General features: G+C 49.2%; 8 protein-coding genes and 1 pseudogene. 4 read left to right on the top strand and 5 right to left on the bottom strand.

What is annotated here, in order from left to right; genetic code table 11:
* Positions 1 to 2: 2 nt before the first annotated feature.
* The gene (locus M1D98_RS02030) at positions 3 to 860 is read left to right on the top strand and encodes a TIGR03943 family putative permease subunit (protein WP_456279951.1); all 858 of its coding nucleotides are present in this window, start codon (positions 3 to 5) and stop codon (positions 858 to 860) included.
* 53 nt (positions 861 to 913) lie between these two features.
* Entirely contained in the window at positions 914 to 1,588 is a 675-nt protein-coding gene (locus tag M1D98_RS02025) for a 4'-phosphopantetheinyl transferase family protein (protein WP_456279950.1), read from the top strand.
* Here the strand turns inward: M1D98_RS02025 and M1D98_RS02020 are convergent.
* Complete coding sequence (locus M1D98_RS02020; protein ID WP_010330773.1) at positions 1,583 to 2,917, bottom strand: aminotransferase-like domain-containing protein; 1,335 nt, start codon at positions 2,915 to 2,917, stop codon at positions 1,583 to 1,585. The two genes, M1D98_RS02025 and M1D98_RS02020, sit on opposite strands and share 6 nt — an antisense overlap.
* A 124-nt stretch (positions 2,918 to 3,041) precedes the next feature.
* Here M1D98_RS02020 and M1D98_RS02015 point away from each other — a divergent pair, with 124 nt between their 5' ends.
* Positions 3,042 to 3,980: a DMT family transporter gene (locus tag M1D98_RS02015; RefSeq protein ID WP_268537605.1), complete on the top strand. Its 939-nt coding sequence runs from the start codon at positions 3,042 to 3,044 to the stop codon at positions 3,978 to 3,980.
* 52 nt (positions 3,981 to 4,032) lie between these two features.
* Positions 4,033 to 4,590, top strand: coding sequence for a YcxB family protein (locus tag M1D98_RS02010; protein WP_456279949.1), 558 nt, complete (start codon positions 4,033 to 4,035; stop codon positions 4,588 to 4,590).
* Between the two features lie 116 nt (positions 4,591 to 4,706).
* Here the strand turns inward: M1D98_RS02010 and M1D98_RS02005 are convergent.
* The 4 genes and pseudogenes from M1D98_RS02005 to srfAB form a co-directional block, all read right to left on the bottom strand.
* Positions 4,707 to 4,799: pseudogene (locus M1D98_RS02005) on the bottom strand (hypothetical protein); the annotation flags it as partial.
* A 101-nt stretch (positions 4,800 to 4,900) separates the two neighbouring features.
* Positions 4,901 to 5,629 (bottom strand): surfactin biosynthesis thioesterase SrfAD, encoded by a 729-nt coding sequence (gene srfAD, locus M1D98_RS02000; protein WP_268523719.1) that lies wholly within the window; start codon positions 5,627 to 5,629, stop codon positions 4,901 to 4,903.
* A 28-nt stretch (positions 5,630 to 5,657) separates the two neighbouring features.
* Complete coding sequence (srfAC, locus tag M1D98_RS01995) at positions 5,658 to 9,488, bottom strand: surfactin non-ribosomal peptide synthetase SrfAC (RefSeq protein ID WP_456279948.1); 3,831 nt, start codon at positions 9,486 to 9,488, stop codon at positions 5,658 to 5,660.
* A gap of 36 nt (positions 9,489 to 9,524) precedes the next feature.
* On the bottom strand, positions 9,525 to 20,276 hold the full coding sequence (srfAB, locus tag M1D98_RS01990) for a surfactin non-ribosomal peptide synthetase SrfAB (RefSeq protein WP_456279947.1): 10,752 nt from the start codon (positions 20,274 to 20,276) through the stop codon (positions 9,525 to 9,527).
* Positions 20,277 to 20,278: the final 2 nt, after the last annotated feature.

Here is a 20,278-nt window from a genome sequence, read left to right as displayed (position 1 = left end):
AATTGAAACAAAATAAACCGTATTCTTTTGATGCTGTTGTCCGGGGGCTTCTATTGGTCGGCTTTGCTTTAATGATCTTTAAACTTTATCTGACAGGGCATATTTTGCATTTCATTTCTCCGCGGATGCTTTGGTTTGCGAAGTTTTTTATCGTCGCTGCATTTGCGCTTGGCATACTGTCATTGATCTGGAGAAAACAAGACAGTCAGCATACCTGCTGTGCATGTGCCGGCGGTCAAACACATTCTCCGTCTCACCCATGGCTGTACAGTTTTTTTCTGATTCCTATTGTTACCGGTTTCCTTTTCCCTGACCATGTGCTGACAAAGGAAGTGGCACAGAACAGAATCTTCTCAGCAAACAGTGCCAAAAGCCCGGAACAAAAGAAATCTAATACTCAGGCGGAATCCTCTCATGAAGCAGGAACGGCCGCAGTCCTGCCCAGCGGTTATGAAAAAGAACTTTCTCGGGAGCTGGAAGGGATGAATGTCATTCCGATTTCAGACAAGTATTATGTGCCCATTGTCAATCTATTGCTGGAACATGCAGAAGCGTATGCAGGAAAAGAGATCGACATGAAAGGATTTGTCTATTTTGATGAACAGCTGGGTCGCTATATCGTTGGACGTTACGGCATATCCTGCTGTATTGCAGATGCTGCGGTATACGGACTGCCGGCTTCTTTCTCAGAAAAACATGATATAAAGGAAGGCGAGTGGGTTCAGACCACCGGAAAACTGACTGTATTTAATAAGAACGGCGAACAGCTTCCGATCGTATCCGTCACACATATGCAAACAATTAGTACACCAAAAAATCCCTACGTATACGAGATTATTGAGGATCTTACTCCGAAGTAAAACAAAATATGATAGGATGGTTTTGACAATCTTTTGCAGACGGAGGATCTAGAATGAAGATTTACGGAATGTATATGGACCGCCCGCTTTCACAGGAGGAGACTGAACGGTTAATGTCTTTCATATCGCCTGAAAAACGGGAGAAATGCCGGAGATTTTATCATAAAGAAGATGCTCACCGCACCCTGCTGGGAGATGTGCTCGTTCGCTCTGTTATCAGCGGGCAATATCAGCTGGACAAAGCCGAGATCCGCTTCAGCGCGCAGGAATACGGGAAGCCTTGCATCCCTGATCTTCCTGACGCCCATTTCAATATTTCCCACTCCGGCCGCTGGGTCATTTGCGCGTTTGATTCACAGCCGATCGGCATCGATATTGAAAAAATGAAACCGATCAGCCTCGATATCGCCAAACGCTTCTTTTCAAAAACAGAGTACAACGACCTTATAGCCAAAAACATCGACGAACAGACAGACTATTTTTATCATCTATGGTCAATGAAAGAAAGCTTTATCAAGCAGGAAGGCAAAGGCTTATCGCTTCCGCTTGACTCCTTTTCGGTGCGCCTGCATCAGGACGGACAAGTAACCATTGAGCTTCCGGACAGCCATTCCCCCTGTTATATCAAAACATATGAAGTAGATCCGAGCTACAAAATGGCCGTATGCGCCGCGCACCCTGATTTCCCCAAGGATATCACAATGGTCTCATACGATGCGCTTTTATAAATGGCTCATCAGCAGCTTGACGCCGTGTTCAATATCTTCCGTTTTCACATTGGAAATATTGATTTTTAATAGATTTTCTCTTGGATAATCTGATAAATAATGACGGTCTATCGCCTCAAGGAGAACCCCTTGTTTTTTCAGCTTTTGCATTACCCTTGAGGCCTGCAAATCCCGAGGGAGCACCAGATGGGTATGCATGCAGGGCGCCTGTCCGCTGGAGAACGCAAAGCGGCCGCTTCCTAGACTTCTATGTGTTTGAATGGCCTGATGAAGCCTCAGTGACCGTTCCTTATAGGATGAGCGGATTTTCTCCTTATGCCTGCCATACATGCCGCTTTTCAAATAGATTTCCAACGCCGCTTGAGAAATCACAGAACTGTCGATATCGTTTAGCTTTTTGTACGTGTGAAACGTGTCAGCCAGCGCATCCGGCAAAACAGCGGCCCCCACGCGAAGGCCGGGAAACATCATTTTTGAGAAGCTTTTCAAATAAATGACATGCGAGGACAGATCATATGCGTACAGCGGATCTGCCTTTTTATTTTCCTCCAAATCACCGAGATAATCATCCTCAACGAGATAGACATCATACGTTTCCGCCAGTCTTACAAGTTCCTGTTTATCACGCTCTGACAAAGAGCAGCCTAGCGGGTTATGGAAGCGGGGCATTGTATAAAACCATTTGATCGATTCCGTCTGAAACAGCCGCTCAATCTCGTTCATATCAAGCCCCTCTTCCGTTCGTTTTACTCCGATGGCAGGAATCCCAAGCGTCTCAAGCTGTTCAATCATCAAATGATAGCCCGGCTGCTCAATGGCGATCTTCTCTTTCCCATTTGGAAACGGCATGGCGCAAAGCAGGGATAACGCCTGCTGGACACCTGATGTAATGAAAATGTGCCGTTCGTCCGCAAATACCTGCTGATTGGCGAGCAGCTTTCGGAGAACACGGATGAGCGACGGAAGCCCCTTTGGCGTCCCATAAATAAACAAATCGTTTTTGTATGTATCAATGGCTTTGTTGATGCAGTGCTGAAAATCAAGATACGGAAATACGTCGGGATCTGGCGCAGATGTGGCAAAGTCGATGAGCCCCGGCTGTCCGCTTTTTGGTGTGCCCGTTTTTTTCACAATATAATAGCCGCTTTTCGGAACGGAGTAGATGAGATGGCGCTTTTCCAGCTCCCGCAGCGCGCGGATCACTGTGCTTTTGCTGACTTGATAGCGGATGGACAGCTGTCGGATGGATGGAAGCCTGTCTCCTTCCTGATAGGCGCTGCTTTGTATCATCTCCTCTATCCTCGTCAATAGACTCATATATTTCTCCATGCTTTCTCCCCCTGTTTTGTACCGGTACAGTTCATTGTTTTTCTCATTGTACCCTTCTGCTCACAGCCATACAATAAAAGGGAGCGACCGGCGCTGCAAATCAGGTAAAGGAGCACCTTCCATTATGGGTAAACATCAGCAAGCCCCCGCTTATATGGCGGCTATCTTATATTCATTCATTATCGGTTTATCGTTTCTATTCGTAAAAATCGCGCTGCAAACAGCAGAACCGTTTGATATTCTGGCGCACCGGTTCACCATTGCGTTTGCCGCTGCCACTGTACCGGTCTTATTCGGCTGGGTAAAGCTATCAATTCGTGTAAAGGACGTCATTGCCATCTTGCCGCTCGCCCTGCTGTATCCGGCGTTGTTTTTCAGCTTTCAGGCATTCGGCCTTGTGTACTCGTCCTCCTCTGAAGCGGGAATTATACAGGCTGCCATTCCGATTTTCACAATGGTCTTAGCCAGTTATCTATTAAAGGAACGCTCCACGTGGATGCAGAAGGGTTTCACGGTTTTATCCGTTGCCGGCGTCATATTTATTTTTGTGATGAAAGGGATCGAAGTGGAATCAGCCAGCTTAACAGGATCTTTGCTGATCCTTTTGTCCGCTTTGTCTTCCGCGATGTACAATACCGCCGCCAGAAAAATGACGCAGCGGTTCAAGCTGACCGAGCTCACTTACATCATGTCAGCGATCGGCTTTGCCGCCTTCAACGCCATCGCCCTTGTTCGCCACAGCGCGGCGGGAACTGTCGGCACTTATTTTCAGCCATTCCGGGAGCCGGGCTTTGTTCTTGCCATTGTGTATCTGGGCGTGCTATCTTCACTCGTCACTTCGTTTCTGTCCAACTATACACTTTCGAGGATTGAGGCGTTTAAAATGAGCGCCTTCAATCACGTGTCTACCATCGTGACAATGATAGCGGGAGTGGTGATTCTAAACGAAACACTCGCCTGGTATCATCTAGCCGGAGCTGTTTGTATTATGATTGGCGTGGTGGGGAGCAATATCAATGTGCAGAAAAAGACATATCACCATAGGGTCTCTGCAAAAAAATGAGAAATTATGCTAGACTGATAGGAAAAACATGGTTCGAGGTGTAAGTGTACGTATGATTCAATATGCTAGTGAAAGCATCAATCTTCCAGGAGAAATTACGTTTAAAGATGTAAGAGAAATCTTTTTTTATCAAGTTGCAAAAATGTCATTCTTTTACTTTCTGTTGTTTTGCGCCATTTTTGCTGCAGTTCATTTCATTAACGGACAGCCCCGTCTCGTTTATGGCAGCGAAGCGCTTAACTTAATTATGAATAGTATTTTCATTATCGTCATGTCTGTTCTGTTTACACTGCTGCTCCTCCTTCTTCTGTATGTAAAGTTTTTCAGAGCATACAAGAAGAATGAACGGATTCAATCCAAAAGAACGTATACCCTCAATCAAGATGGAATCCGTATATGCTCTAAAAAGGAGGACCTCATTTTTCATTGGAATGAAATCACGTCTGTTCTCGAATATAAGAATGTCTTCCGGATCAATACATCCAGCAGCCAATATATTGCGATACCAAAACATTTTTTTCATTCTAAAGAGGAAATGAATAGGTTCCGAGCCATTATCCTTAAAAATAGTGAGACAAAAAAAGTGAAATTTAAAAAGGATCAGCGCTGATAGTGCTGGTCCTTTTATAATGATTGCTGCGTTTCTTTTGCCTTCTGTTTATCTAAAAACGGCACCAGCTCGATTCCAGCCGATACACCTACAAACACGATGCACACAACAACAGAAAATGGAAAGGAATTTCTGAATGAGTTCATTCCGATGGCGAATACAAATGGAAACAGCAATATAAACCATTTCATCTGAGGAGACGCGCGCATGCTCCGACCTGCCTTTAATTGAGTATATTCCGACTATTATATCATGTAAAAATGGTCATTCCACATAAAAAAGCGGAACAGCCAGTGCTGTCCGCTTATGGTCACGATTGAATGATCGGATGCTGATTCAAGATCGCAAAAATTCGTTCTGCCACTTCTTCCGTATGTGACAACAGAAACATGTGCCCGCCGTCAAATTCATGAAATGTGGCGTCTTTCGCCCATTTCTTCCAGCCTTCCGCATCCCGAATGCATTTTTCATCACCAAGTCCGTTAAAGACATGAACAGGCGATTGGATCGGGGCTACATCGTGAAGCTCAAATTGTTCAAGAGCCCGGTAATCTGATCGAAAGGAAGGCAGGAAAAAGGACATGACTTCCTTGTTTTCAACAAGCTCAGCGGGCATCCCGCCTAATTTGATAATATGATCAAGAAACTGATCATCCGGCAGATGGGACACTTTCTTCCGCTGAATATGCGGCGGCTGTATCGCAGAAATGATAACAGCCTGCGGAAAGATGCCTTCCCGCTCCAGCTTTTGCGCCAGCCTGAAGGTAATCATTCCGCCCATGCTGTGTCCAAACAGCACAAACGGCCGATCAGGGCGGAGGTTTAATTCTTGTTTGTACAAATCGGTCAGCTTTTCAAGATCCTCAACGGCTGACGTTTGATTCGTGCCGTGTCCCGGCGGCTCGGCAGCGAGCATCTCACACTCTCCTTGCAAATAAGCATGGAGAGGGCGAAACGATGCCGAGTAGCCGCCCGCAAACGGAAAACAGATGAGCTGCGTTTTTTCCGACGCATCAAATGATTTGAAGAGCTGGCTCATTGGCCGTCTCCTCCTTTCATCACTTCATTTAAGAAACCGTTACGGTTTGTGTATTAAGAAATTCGAGCAAAATTCCGGCATTCCTGTCTAGCGCTTCCCCCTGCAGCATGTCAGCGTGTGTTCCAAAGCCTCTTTTCACACGGTAAGCACCTGTTGTGGCCTCTTCCCACGATGCAAGCCATTCCGGCATGTCAAAATCAGCGCCAGATGTCAGGACATCAATATCCGCTTTCACCTGGCCTGTGCTAATCAGGTTGACGTAGTATGAGTAGAAGGCGTGTGTTTTTTGCTTGAGGCCTTGTTTGACGGCTTCGCTGTTGAGCGCTTCATTATCCCGGTTGACATTCATCAACGCCTCGACATCACTCTCTACCGTGCGCCCGTCCAGATCACTGACACCCTGTTTTTTATAGGAATCCACCATGATGATCCGCTCCACAATGCGTCCTTGTCCCTCAAGCTTTTTGGCCGCTTCAAACGCCAGGCTGCATCCCGCTGAATACCCGAACAGTGTCAAAGGCCCTTCCGGCTGAAGTTTCTGAATCAAATCGGCATAGCGGTCAAGCCGGTTTTCCTCCTCAATGAAATCAAAGGCGCACAGCTTGTATGACGACAGGCGGCTGGCAAGATTTTGGTACATGAGGCCATAGCCCAAGACCGGCGGGAATGCGAAAATGATCTGATCTTCCTGATCGGGATTCATGACCGTTACATCCTGCAATCCATCTGAGCCCCCGTTTTTCAAATACGCTGAAATGCCGGCGATCGTCGGCTCTTCAAACAAAAGCTTTACCGGCAGATCAATCGCGAGCTCTTTTTTGATGCGGGACGCGGCGGTCATTGCCTTTAAGGAGTGCCCGCCGAGCGCAAAGAAATCGTCATGAATGCCGATCTGCTGTCTGCCGAGAACTTCAGACCAGATTTGGGCGATCGTTTCTTCCGTCTCGTCTCGGGGCCCGATCCATTCTTCCGCCAGCTGATCCTGATCCGGTTTTGGAAGGAGCCGTTTATTGACCTTTCCATTTGTTGTTAAAGGAAGTTCGTCCAAGAAAGTAAAGGTTTGCGGCACCATGTATGCAGGAAGCTGTTTTTTCAGGCGCGCCTTTACGTCTTCAGCTGAAAGCTGCGTCCGGTTCACAAGATAGGCGTTAATGGACGCATCTCCAGACGCATGGCGTTCTGCCACAACGACCGCATCTTTCACACCCGGATATTCCTGCAGCTGCTTTTCGATTTCCTCAAGTTCAATCCGGTGCCCGCGTATTTTGACCTGGTCGTCAATCCTGCCGGCGTATTCAATTGTTCCGTCTGGCAGCCAACGTGCTAAATCCCCTGTGCGGTAAAGCGTCTCTCCCGGCTTGAACGGATTCGCGATAAACTTTTGCTTCGTCAAGTCATGGCGGTTTAGATACCCTTTTGAAACGCCCATTCCGCTGATGCACAGTTCACCAACCGCTCCGAATGGCTGAAGCTCGTTTTGCTCATTGAGAATATAAACACTGGCATTGCTGATCGGCTTGCCGATTGGCAATGAGGTGGTGGAATCCGGTAGATCATGCACGACGTGAGCTGTCGCAAACACCGTTCCCTCAGTCGGCCCATAGCAGTTAATCAGCTTACCCGGCCCCATAATTCGCAGCGCTTTTCTGACGTGAGGCACAGATGCCCGTTCTCCGCCAAATAACACGCAGCGAAGCCCTTTCATCCATTCTTCTCCCGCATCTGTGAGAAGATTAAATAGTGCGGTTGTCGCAAACATGACATTGACATTTTCTTGCTGAATCAAATTGGTGAGAGATTCTGTATCCAACAGCGTTTGTTCATCTGCAATGATCAGCCTTGCCGCATTTAATATGGAAGCGTAGAAATCAAAGGTAAAGGCGTCAAAGGCGTAATTCGAAACAGATAAGAACGTATCTGTTTCAGAAAATCTCATGTAGTCTACATGCTTGACCAAACCTTGAATATTCGCATGGGTGGTGATATTGCCCTTCGGCTTTCCGGTTGTGCCGGACGTGTACATGATATATGCCGGATCATCGGGTTCAATCGAGATTTCAAGGTCACTTGCCTGTTCTGCAAACCGTGTTTGATCATCAATGAAGAGCGTTGTCCCTGTATACGGCAGCTGAGCCGCTTTTCCCTTCATCTCTTGATGTGTCAGCAGACAGGCTGCCGCGCTGTCAGTCAGCATATACGACATTCGGTCCTCCGGCAGCTTTGGATCAACCGGCAGATAAGCCGCTCCCGCTTTTAATACGCCGAGAATGCCGATCACCAGCTCAAGCGAACGCTTCGTGTACAACGCTACAACGGAGCCTTTGCCCGCGCCTTGCTTTTGCAACCGGCGTGCAAGGCGGTTTGCTTCCTCATCTAATTCGCGATAGGAAAGCGTCTGGCCGGAATACGTCAGCGCCGGTGCACCCGGATTAACGTTCACTGCTTCCTTGAACCACTCTGTCAGAGGCTTTGCTTCATGAGTTTGAGCCGGCGGGTTTAAGCCGGTAAGCAGAAGCTCTCTCTCCTTATCGTCAACGAGATTGATCGTGCTGACAGGCTGATCCGGCTTCTCGATAAGCTGCTGAATCGCTGTGAGAAGCTGAGATTTTAAGCGCAGAATAAACGCTTCATCAAACACATTCTCGTTATAGGCAAGCTTAATCAGCATCTCATCCCCCGGGGAAGCCATCAGGTTAAGATCATAATTCGACTTTTCAAAAACATGGACATCCTCCATCTCAAAGCCGTTTTCACTGTTTTCGTCATTCTTTGCATCCTGAAGCGGATAATTTTCAAAGACAATGATGTGGTCAATCAGTTTTGGCTGATCGGCCTCGGTTTGGATGTCATAGAGCGGCATATATTGATGCGGCTCAGACTGAAGTGATTGCTCCTGCAGCTGCTTGAGCAAACCGTTAAATGTGATATCCTCAGACAGTTTCACCCGTCTCGGGATAACGTTGATAAACAGCCCGACCATATGTTCAACGCCTTTGATTTCCGCGGGACGCCCGGAAACGACTGTGCCGAAAGTCAAATCGCCAGACTGCTGATAGCGGCTGATCAATACGCTCCAGACTGCCTGCAGCGCCGTACTTAAAGTGGTATGCTGCGATTTTGCAAGCTCGGCAAAGGCCTTTGTTTCCGCCTCCGGCAATGAGAAGAGCAGTTCTTTCGGCTCGTAGCCGTCCGTTTGTTTCTTTCTTTGCTCTGCAAACGTCGTTTGTCCTTCAAAATCCTCTAAGTACTCGCGCCAGTAACGCAGTGACGCTTGTTTATCCTGTTTTTCGAGCCACTTGACATAGTCCTTATACGGTTTGACAGGTGGAAGGCTGTACGGCTTTTGTTCGCGCAGGGCATTGTATACCTTGAACAGATCCTGCACGACAATACCGAAGCACCAGCCGTCCAAAATGATGTGGTGGTAGCTCCATACCCATTCAAAGCTTTCTTCAGCTTTTTTGAAAATGGCTGCGCGCATGGGAATATCCCGCGTCAAATCAAAGCCTTTGATCTTATCCTGTTCCTTGTATTCATTGATTTTGGCTGTTTGCTCGCTGTCCGTTAAATGTGTCAGATCAATTTCTTCTATATGAAACTGGCGTTTTTTCAATACGACTTGGACAGGCCTTTTTACTTTTTCGTGAATGAACACGGTACGAAATACATCGTACCGGTCCATGATCACATTCATGCCTTCTTCAAGGCATGTGATATTCAAGCTGCCTTTTACTTTCATCGTGATTTGTTCAAGGTAAAAGCTCTGGCCGGGATTCAGGATGGTATGAAACAGCATCCCCTCCTGCATCGGCGATAGGTAATACATATCTTGAACCTGATCCTTGCTAAATTGACTCATATGCTTCGCTCCCGCCTTCTGTAATTCCCTTGCGTTTTATTTTAAATTCTCCTCAAGCATGTCAAAGATATCGCCCATCTCGTCCATTCCAAGGTCTTCAGCGCTGAAGTCGCTTGGCGTGAATTCCTTCTCTTCTTTTTCCGTACAATGGCGGATCAGCATCAGGAGATTTTCTTTAAACCGGTTCATTTGCCCCTCGACTGTGGTTCTTTCAAACTCCTTCTCGTTGTAGGAGCAAGAAAGCACAAACCGGCCGTTTCTGATCATGCCGCTAAAGCTCAGGGCGTACAGTGCTTCTGATTCTTCACTTACTTGGCGCCCCATATCGAAAGCGGACGGCTCAAAGAAGTCGGTTTTCACTTCGCTGTCGAACTGGCCTAAATAGTTGAAGCTGATCTCTGGCGTGAAGCCCTTTGTAGCCGCTGTTTCTGTGACATAACGAAGAATGCCGTAGCCAACACCTTTGTCCGGAATGCGGCGCAGGTTTTCTTTGACTGTTTTGATCACGGCTGATGCATCCGCTTCAGACATGTCGAGCACAACAGGATATTGCGCCGTAAACCAGCCGACCGTTCTGGAGATATTCACATTCGGAATGATGTCCTCCCGTCCGTGCCCCTCTAGGTTCATGCCGATTTTGGCATCGCCTGTCCATTGCTTCATTGTCAAACCGAGCGCGCTGAGAAGAATATCATTGATTTCTGTTCCATATGGCTGATGAACATCCGTTAAGAGATGTTTAGTGTCTTCTTCCGTTAATTCACAAAGGACAGATGATGTATGCTTGACGATCCGCTGCTCTGTTTCGTAGTCCTTCGGCACAGGAGAAACCTGTTCAGCGTCCATTTGCGCCCAGTATTCAGCCTGTTGCAAAAGGTGTGCTGATTGGCTGAATGCCGACAGTTCTTCCGCCCAGTCCTTGAATGAGTTTGTTTTTTGCGGGAAGATAATGTTCTCTTCTTTCTCAGCCTGCATGTAGCCTGATGCAAAATCTTCAAGCAAAATCCGCCATGATACGCCGTCGACCACGAGATGGTGTACAGCGATAAGCAGGTGGTCCCCAGCTTCCGTCCGGTATTGCTCCGCCTTGAGAAGCGGTCCGTTTTGCAGATCGAGACTGCTTTGCAGCCTGTCCGCTAGAATCTTGATCTGGCTTTTCAGCATCTCTTCATCGGAGCCGTATAGGTCCACGATATCGAAGCTGATCTTGCTTTCGCTGATCGATTTATATGCTTGAATGATCTCTCCGGTTTCCTCACGGTAAACCATGCGAAGCGCATCATGATGTTCGATCAGCGCCTGTAATGTTTTCTCCACCCGTTCAGGATCAAAGCCCTTCTTCGCATGAAGCATCACTGATTGGTTCCAGTGGTGCTTGTTCGTGAAGTTCTTTTCAAAGAACCAGCGCTGAATCGGCGTCAGGATGACTTCACCCTCCACCGGGCCTTGGTCCGCCTGTTTGCCTTCGGCACGCTCCACGTATTGGGTCAGCTCTTCGATTGTCGGGTGCTGGAAAAGGTCTTTCATTTCCAGCTTCCAGCCGTGCTGGTTCAAGCGGCTCGCCATTTGGATTCCTTTGATGGAGTCTCCGCCGAGCGAGAAGAAATTGTCGCTGACACCGACTTCAGAAATGCCGAGCACGTCCTGCCAGATGCCGGCAAGCAGCTCTTCCATGTCGGTCGTCGGCGCTTTGTATTCTTCGCTTCCCGCTTCGATGTCCGGCTCAGGCAAGGCTTTGCGGTCAACCTTCCCGTTTGCGGTAACCGGAAGTTCGTTCAGCGTTACCCAGAACGCCGGGATCATGTAGTCCGGCAAGGTTTCTTTCAGTGAAGACTTTAACGCTTCTATGTCAGCTGTTTCCGGTGTGACATACGCCGCGATCGCTGTATTGCCGCCTTTATCTTTGACAGCTGTGACCGCCGCATCCTGCACCTCAGAAAGCTGGGCGAGCTGGACTTCGATTTCTGACAGCTCGATCCGGTAGCCGCGAACCTTGACCTGCTGGTCGATCCGGCCGATGTATTCAATGCCGCCGTTCACCCATTTCACCAAATCGCCGGTGCGGTACATGCGTTCACCCGGGACAAACGGATCAGCGACAAACCGCTTCGCGGTTTCGTCTTCCTTATTCAGATAGCCGCGCGCCAATCCGCGTCCCGCTACACAGAGCTCTCCGGCTACGCCTTCCGGCTGCACCTGATTGCCTTCGCCGAGAATGTATACTCTCGTATTGGCGATCGCCTTCCCGATGGAAAGCGAGCCTTCCTCCGGATTGATCTCTGTACTGGTGGCAACGACTGTGTTTTCAGTCGGCCCGTAATTGTTGATGAGCTTGTACGGCTGTTTCACCGCACGCTTCAGCTTGTCTCCGCCTGTCAGCAATACGCGCAGTGACGTATTCTCAAGCTCCATGAACTGTTCCGCCAGCTGTGTCGGCAAGAACGTGATCGTCACGCCATGCGTTTCGAAATAATCGTTCAGACGGACGATATCGAGGCGGATCGCTTCATCAATGACATGAAGCTCGGCTCCGATTGTCCACGTCGGGAACATTTCCCAAATGGAGGCGTCGAATCCAAAGCCCGCGTACTTCGCACTGCGGTCCTCCGCTGTCATATTAAACGCGTCATGGTGCCAGAAGCACAGGTTCACAAGCGCATGGTGCTCGACCATGACACCCTTCGGCTGCCCGGTCGTTCCAGACGTGTAAATCATGTACGCGAGATTCTCCGCTTTTGTAGCTGTAAGCGGATTTTCCTCATCGTTTTCATCAAGCGGCAGGCTTAGAATCGTGCGGTTGCCATCAAGAAGAATGACCTCTCCCGAGAAGCTATCCGGCACTGAAATGCCCTCCTGTTTCAAGAGAAGCTTCGCGCCGCTGTCCTGCAAAATATAGTCAATCCGCTGATCCGGATAGTCAGGATCAATCGGCACAAACGCCGCTCCCGCCTTTAAGACGCCGAGCACCGCGGCAGCCATTTCCAGCGATGGCTTCGTGAGAACGCCGACGCGCTCATCCGCGCTGATGCCGCAGTCGATCAGAATTCGGGCAAGGCGATTCGCCTTCGCATTCAGCTCGCCGTACGTCCATGACTGGCCGTTGTAGGTGACAGCCGAGCGGTCTTTGTGGCGCTGAGCCGTTTCTTCGAATAGCTGATGAACGGTTTTGTCTGTCGGCACAGGGAGCGTTTTGCCCTTCCATGCCTCAAGAAGCGTTTGTTTTTCTGGTTCAGTGACGAGAGACAGGCTGGAAAGCGGCTGGTTCGGATTTTCTGCGACAGCTTTTAATAAACGCAGAACGTATTCGCTCCATTTCTCAGCCGTTTCTTTTGAGAACAGATCAGTCGCATATTCGAGCTGCAGGCCGATGCCGTTTTCATCAGTAAATCCGCCTAATGTCAGATCAAACTTAGACGTTCCCTGATGGGCCTCGTAAGGTGAAATGCTTAGTTTGTCTAATGTAAGCTGTTCTTTATCAGGATTTTCTGTCGTCACCATTACGTTAAACAATGGATTTCGGCTCATATCCCGAGGAAGATCAAGCTGATTGACCAAGTCCTCAAACGGATATTCCTGATGTTCAAGCGCTGACAAGTTCGTCTGCTTCGCTTTCTCCAGCAGCTCTGCAAAGGTGTGCTGTTCTTGCGCTTCCATTCGTAAGGCAAGCGTATTGACGAACATTCCCGGCATGTCTTGGACATCGGCATTCGTACGGCCGGCAGTAACGGATCCGATGACGATATCCCGCTGTCCGGATATTTTGCTTAAAAAGACGTGGAAAACAGCGTGAAGCACCATGTGCAAAGTCGTTCCGGTTTCTGCGAGCAGTTTCTCTACCGCCTTTGCCGTCTCGCTTCCCGTACAGAAACGGACCGTATCCCCTTTAAAGCTTTGCACAGGCGGACGGGCGTAATCGAGCGGCAGATCAAGCTCAGGCAGCTCGCCTGAAAGAACCGAGAGCCAGTACGCCTCATGCTCCTTCATCCGTTCCTTTTGCTCAGCTTCATGTTGCCAAACGGCGAAATCCTTATAATGAAGCGCCGGCTCTGGAAGCTGTTCTCCTTTGTAAAGCAACGCCAATTCTTTTACAAAAATGCCTCTTGATACGCCGTCTGCGATGATGTGATGCATATCCAAAAGCAGCAAATGTTTTTTTGCTTCTATTCGAAGCAATGCCGCGCGAATGAGCGGTGCATCGTTCAAGTCGAATGGCCGGATAAACTCCTTGATCTTTTGTTCCGCTTCGTCTTCTTTCGCTTCAAGCACATGAAGATTAATCGCCGCCTCATCTAAAATGCGCTGAACAGGCTCACCATTTGCTTCTGCAAATGACGTCCGCAGTGACTCGTGGCGGTTCACAAGCTGATTGAGTGAGTCGCGCAGACGCGAAAGATCAAGCTCGCCTTCCATCAGAAGAACAGATGGCATGTTGTAGCTGATCGTCTGCTTATCGAGCTGATTCAGTACATACATCCGTTTCTGCGCGGATGACAACGGGTACATCTCCTGTTTGTCAGCCGGTTTGAGCACGTAATGGCCGCCTGAAACTGCCGCTGCCTCCATGTAAGCCGCCAGCTGGCGAACAGTCGGCTGCTCAAACAACGCTTTAAGCGGTACGGTTTTCTCCAACTCGGCCTGAATGTTGGCAATGAGCATCATTCCTTTTAAGGAATGGCCGCCTAAATCGAAGAAATTGTCATCGATGCCGATCGCGTCTATGCCAAGCGTTTTCTGCCAAATGCGGCATAGGCTCTCTTCAAGTGCTGTTTCTGGTGCGGCTGAGTCCATGTGTCCTGATTGTGCCGCGTTCGGCTTTGGCAATGCGTTTCTGTCGGTTTTCCCGTTTGCCGTCAGCGGAATCGCGTCCACCTGCACAAAGAAAGCAGGAATCATATGAGACGGCAGTGTTTGTGAAAGCTGGTTCCGGAGCGCTGCTTTTTCAACGGCTTGCTCTGCCGTGTAATACGCGCAAAGCTCTTGAAGCCCACCCTCGGAAACGGCCAGCACAACGGCTTCTTGAATGCCGCTGAGACTGAGCATGACCGTTTCAATTTCTTTCGGCTCAATGCGGTAGCCGCGGATTTTCACCTGATCATCAGCCCGTCCGATAAATTCAAGCGAACCGTCAGAAAGTGTCCGCACGACATCTCCGGTTTTGTACATGAGACTGCCCGGTGAATATGGATTTTCAACAAATCTCTCGGCTGTCAGCTGAGGCCTGTTGAGATATCCTCTCGCAAGCCCATGTCCCGTGATATAAAGCTGGCCGCTCGCTCCCGGAGGCACTAGTTTCAAAGCCTCATTCAACACAAGCGCGCCGGCATTCGCAATCGGCTGTCCGATTGTCGGGCGTTGCGCGAATGCCTCCGGTTCAGACAGATCAACCCGTCCGGCGATGGCGCCGATCGTTGCTTCTGTCGGGCCGTAGTGATTGATAAATTCGGTATGTCCATACACCTTGCGGAAGGTGAGAACATCGGCCGGGATGATTTTTTCCCCTCCCAAGACGATCAAGCGCAAGGATTTAAAGTTTGGCTCTTTTGTAAAGCTAGCTGTGTTCACCATCGTATGGAACAGAGACGGCGTCAGTTTGATATAGGTGATCCCGTGTTCATTGATATAACGCCCAATTTCATCCGGTGCCGTATAGGTTTCCTTCGGCACGATGTGGAGCTCGCCCCCTGCCAAAAGAACAGGGAACACGCTCGTATATCCGAGATCGAATGCGTAAGATGAAAGCAATACAGACTTATCGGATCCCGTCAGGCCCGCCTCTTCACTAAACCAAGAAACATAGTTTGTCAGATTGCGATGCTCGATCTGCACGCCCTTCGGCTTCCCGGTCGTACCGGACGTATAAATGACGTATGCCAGACTGCGAGATCCTGAGATTGAAGGGAGGCGTTCCTTACTTTCATTTCTCCATTTCACGTCATCAAGGTTGACGATTGTCCCTTCATATTGCCCGATGGCCGTCATGTTTCTTTCGTTCACGACCGCAATTTTCGCTCCGCTGTCCTCTAATGAATAGCGGATTCGTTCTTCAGGGGTATCAGGATCAATCGACAGGAAAGCTGCTCCCGCTTTCATGACGCCAAGAATCGATACCATAACCTCAGCTGACCGGTCCATGACAATTGCTACGATGTCTTCACTTCCTGCCCCTTGCGCGCGAAGATGATGTGCCAGCTGGTTCGCCTGTTCATCAAGTTCGCGATAGGTCAGCAGATGTCCGCCAGACCTCACCGCAGGATGATCAGGTGTTTGCTGTGCCTGTTTTTCGAATAGGGTGGCAAAGGTCGCTTCAGTGATTTGGGTCATATGTCTTTCTTCAAGCAAAGCAGCCGTTTCTGCTGGAGAAAGCAGGTCGACATCAGACAGCCGAACGCTCGGATTGGCCGCGGCCGCTTTGATGATATTGACAAAGTGGCTGCTCCAGCGGCGGATTGTTTCATCCTTAAACAGGGCAGTCGCATAGTCAAAGCTTAGGCCAATGTCCTCTTCTCGCTCGACCGCTTCCAAGGAAAGATCAAATTTCGCCACGTGATGAAGCATGGAATACGAAGAAATCTTCAAATCTCCCAGTCTCAATGATGGAATCTCCATGTTCTGCATGTTGAACATCACGCTGAACAGCGGACTTCGGCTTGTGTCCCTTGTAAGCGGAAGCTTTTCAATCAGCTCCTCAAGCGGATAGCCCTGATGCTCGAATGCTTGAAGACTGGCTGTTTTGACTTCTTCAAGGAAGTGCGCAAACGTTTTATCTCCCACAGGCGCCGTTCTTAATGCCACCGTGTTGACAAACATGCCCGGCACACCTTGCAGATCAGGATGTGTTCTTCCCGCAGTCGGCGAACCGACAATGATGTCCTCCTGTGACGCGTACTTAGAAAGGAGCACTTTGAACGCTGCCAGCAAAAACATGTACATGGTCGTATCTGTCTCTGCCAAGAGTGATTTGATTTGAGCCGTGATATGTTTATCAAGCCCAAACATCACGCGCTCTCCCGCAAAGCTCCGTTCAGCAGGCCGCTCGTAATCAGCCGGAAGATCAAGAATCGGCAGCTCGCCTTTAAAGGTATCGAGCCAGAATGCTTCATCCTTTTGATGATCGGCATGCTCCTTGTGCCAGACAGCGTAATCTTTATAGTGAATCCGCGGCAGCTCAAGATCGGCGCCTTGATACATTTTGGCGAGATCACCGATCAGAATGCCTGTTGAACTGCCGTCAGTGATGATATGGTGCAGATCAATCAGCAGCAGGTGGCGTTTTTCTTCAAGCTTGACAAGCTTCGAACGGACGAGCGGCGCGCGGTTTAATTCAAACGGCTGAATGAACGCTTTGATCATGTCCTCCGCGTCTTCTTCCCGTCCCTTGGCAGCCTCCAGCCGGAACGATATATTTTTATGAACGGTTTGCACCACTTCTCCGTCAATCATGTCAAACGATGTACGGAGAATTTCGTGCCGGTTGATTAATTGCTGAATCGCGTTTTCAAGCCGGTCTTTATCTACTTCTCCCTCCAGCAAAAGTACAGCGGGGACGTTGTAGCTTGTGTTTGCTTGTCCAAGCTGATTGAGGATATACATTCTCCGCTGGGCTGGGGATACAGGATAATGCTGCTGATAAGGTGCTTGCCTGATCGGTTCAAACGTCTGCTCCTCCTTGCTTTCGTTCTCGTCTAAATACAGCGCTAATTCTTGAATAGTCGGCTTTTCAAAAAGCACTTTAATCGGTACTTCCTTATGGAAATGCTCTTGGATTTTTGCCGTCATCATCATCGCTTTTAAAGAATGGCCGCCGATCATAAAGAAGTTATCGGTAACGCCTGCTTTGACGCCTAGAATCCCTTCCCAGATCTCCGCTAATTTCTTTTCACTCTCTGTCTCAGGTGCTGTGTACTCCGGCTGCACAGCTTCTGATTGCGGCGCAGGCAGCTCTTTTTTGTTGATTTTGCCGTTTGGCGTGAGCGGCAGGCTATCTAGCTGAATGAAATGGGCAGGAACCATATAGTCAGGCAGCGTTTGAGACAGCGTTTTTCTCAGCCCGTTCACAGACACTTCACGGTCTGCCGTAAAGTATGCGCACATTTCATTTTCATCCGCTTTGTTCTTCCGGATGATTACCGCAGCTTCTGTCACATGCTCTGCCATGTTCAGTTTTGTTTCAATTTCGCCAAGCTCAATTCGGAAGCCGCGCACCTTCACTTGGTTGTCGATTCTTCCTAAAAATTCAATATTGCCGTCTGGCAGCCATCTCGCCAAGTCGCCAGTGCGGTAAATTCTTTCCCCCGGTCTGAACGGGTCTTCAAGAAATTGCTTCTCGGTCAGCTCAGGGAGATTGACATACCCTCGCGCTACACCGATTCCGCCGACGCAAAGCTCGCCGGGCGCGCCAATTGGCTGCAGACGCTGCTGCTCATCCATGATGTAGGCAGTCGAATGTCCGATAGGCTTCCCGATTGGAATAGAACCGCTATACTCACGATCGATCAGAAAACTTGTCGAAAACGTCGTGTTTTCTGTCGGGCCGTACCCGTTCCATAACGAAAGCGACGGTGATGCCTGTCTCACTTTGTTTACAATATGCGGCACGAGTGCGTCTCCGCCGATGATGACATGGCGCAGTGTGCCGAACATGCCGGCATCCTTTGCTGCAAGCTGGTTGAATAAAGGGGATGTCAGCCACATGGTCGTGATTCTCTGCTCACGCAGGAATGCCGCAAATGGTTTCGCATCAAGCAGCGTCTCTTTTTTGACCGGATAAAGCGCTGCGCCATTCAGCAGCGCGCCGAATACCTCAAACGTGCCGGCATCAAAGCTGACAGCTCCCGTCTGCGCCATGCGGTCTTCTTCAGTAACAGGAACGTACCCGGCATTTTTGACGAGGCGCAAGATGCTTTTATGTTCAATCATGACGCCTTTCGGTTTGCCCGTCGAACCAGATGTATACATGATGTATGCCAAATCATCCGGGGCGGATGGCAGATTGAGATTGCCAGCCTCTTCGCTCTCTTCAAAGCCGCTGTCCAGGGTATGAACCGGCACTTGCAGCTGATGCGCCTGATCTGCATACGCCTTTCCGGCCAATACCATTCGAATTGAGCTGTCCTCCGCCATGAAACGAAGACGGTCTTCAGGAAGCGCTGGATCAAGCGGCACATAGGCGGCTCCTGCTTTTAACACAGCCAGCATGCCGATAACGGTTTCTGTTGAGCGGTCATTCATAATCGCAGCTGTTTCCCCTTTTTGAAGACCTTGTTCGACAAGCTTTCTCGCCAGACGGTTAGCCGCTCTATTCAGCTCACGGTACGTCAGCTCAGCTCCTTCATATACGACAGCAGTGCTCGCTGGTGTCCGTTGCGCTTGCTCTTCAAACACTTGATGAACGGCCATGCCTTCAGGAAGTTCGGCTTTCGTCTCGTTAAACACCTCGACAATTTGCCGCTGTTCTTCGCCTCCCACAAGCCCGTACTCACGCACAACAGCGTCCGGCTGATCAACAGCCGCTTCCATCATGCGGGTAAGGTGCTCCGCTGTCCGTTCGATAAAATCGGAATCAAAGGCGGCACCGTTATATTTGATTTTGACGGTCCACGTTTTGCCTGGATACACAATCAGGTTGAAATCGAAGCTCGTTTGTTCAAATGCGCTTTCTACCTTGATAGAGAACCCGAGGCGTTCTTCCATGCTGCCATTTTCAAGCTCTTGGTCAAGCGGATAATTTTCAAACGCGACCAGATGGTTCAATAGATTGCCATCAAGAGCCGAGCGTTTTTGAATCTCATAGAGCGGCACGTAATCGTAACGCTCCGCCTCTACTGCATGCTGCTGAACAGCTGAGAAAATATCAGCGAAAGCAGCATCACGATCAACCTTGACCCGCACCGGAATGGTGTTGATAAACAGCCCCGCCATCGTTTCAATCCCGTTGATTTCAGACGGCCGGCCTGATACGACCGTGCCGAAGACAACGTCATTCGCAAAGTTGTATTTGCTGAGAACAATGCCCCAAACGGCCTGAAACAGGTTGGGCCCTGTCACTTGATGGCGGTTTGCGGTTTGTTGAATGCGGGCAACCAGTTTTTCGTCCCATGTAAATGAATATTCTTTGTTAACGTATTCGTCTTTTTTCTCAGGCAGACGGCCCGGGAGCACGCTCGGCTGTTCAAAACCCGCCAAGCGTTCGCTCCAGTAGCTCTCCGCTTCTTCACTGTCCTGTTTCCCAAGCCACTTGATGTAGTCAGAATAAGGCTTGCCCTGACCGTTTGCCGGAGTCCGGCCCGCTCTGAGCGCTTCGTAGTTTTGGAACAGGCTTTTCATGAGCACGCCCATGCTCCAGCCGTCCATCATAATATGATGATTGCTCCAGACTAGATACAGCTGATCTGCACCAAGACGGAAAACCGCTACCTTGAACAATATGTCTTTTGCCAGGTTAAAGCCTTGGCGCTGCACATCTTGTTTATAACGCTCAATGTGCTCTTTTTGGCGGTCTGCGTCCGCATGACTGATATCCTCATAATGCACCTTTGTTTTGCGTTCCGCTAGCACGACCTGACGCGGTTTTTGCAGCTGCTGGTGCACAAATACCGTACGGAGAATATCGTATGACCGAATCAGTTCATTGACGCTTTTCTCAAAGATTTCAAGATCAAAAGCACCGTGAATCCCAAGCTCTAATTGTGTGAAGTACGAGGAAGAATGCGGATCAAGCATCGCATGATACAGCATTCCCTCCTGCATCGGTGTCAGTGCGTACACCTTTTGAATCGATTTTTTGCTCATAT

Source organism: Bacillus sp. K7 (assembly GCF_053903245.1).
Note: the sequence above shows the minus strand (reverse complement) of the source record. Positions and strands in the feature narration are given on the sequence as shown.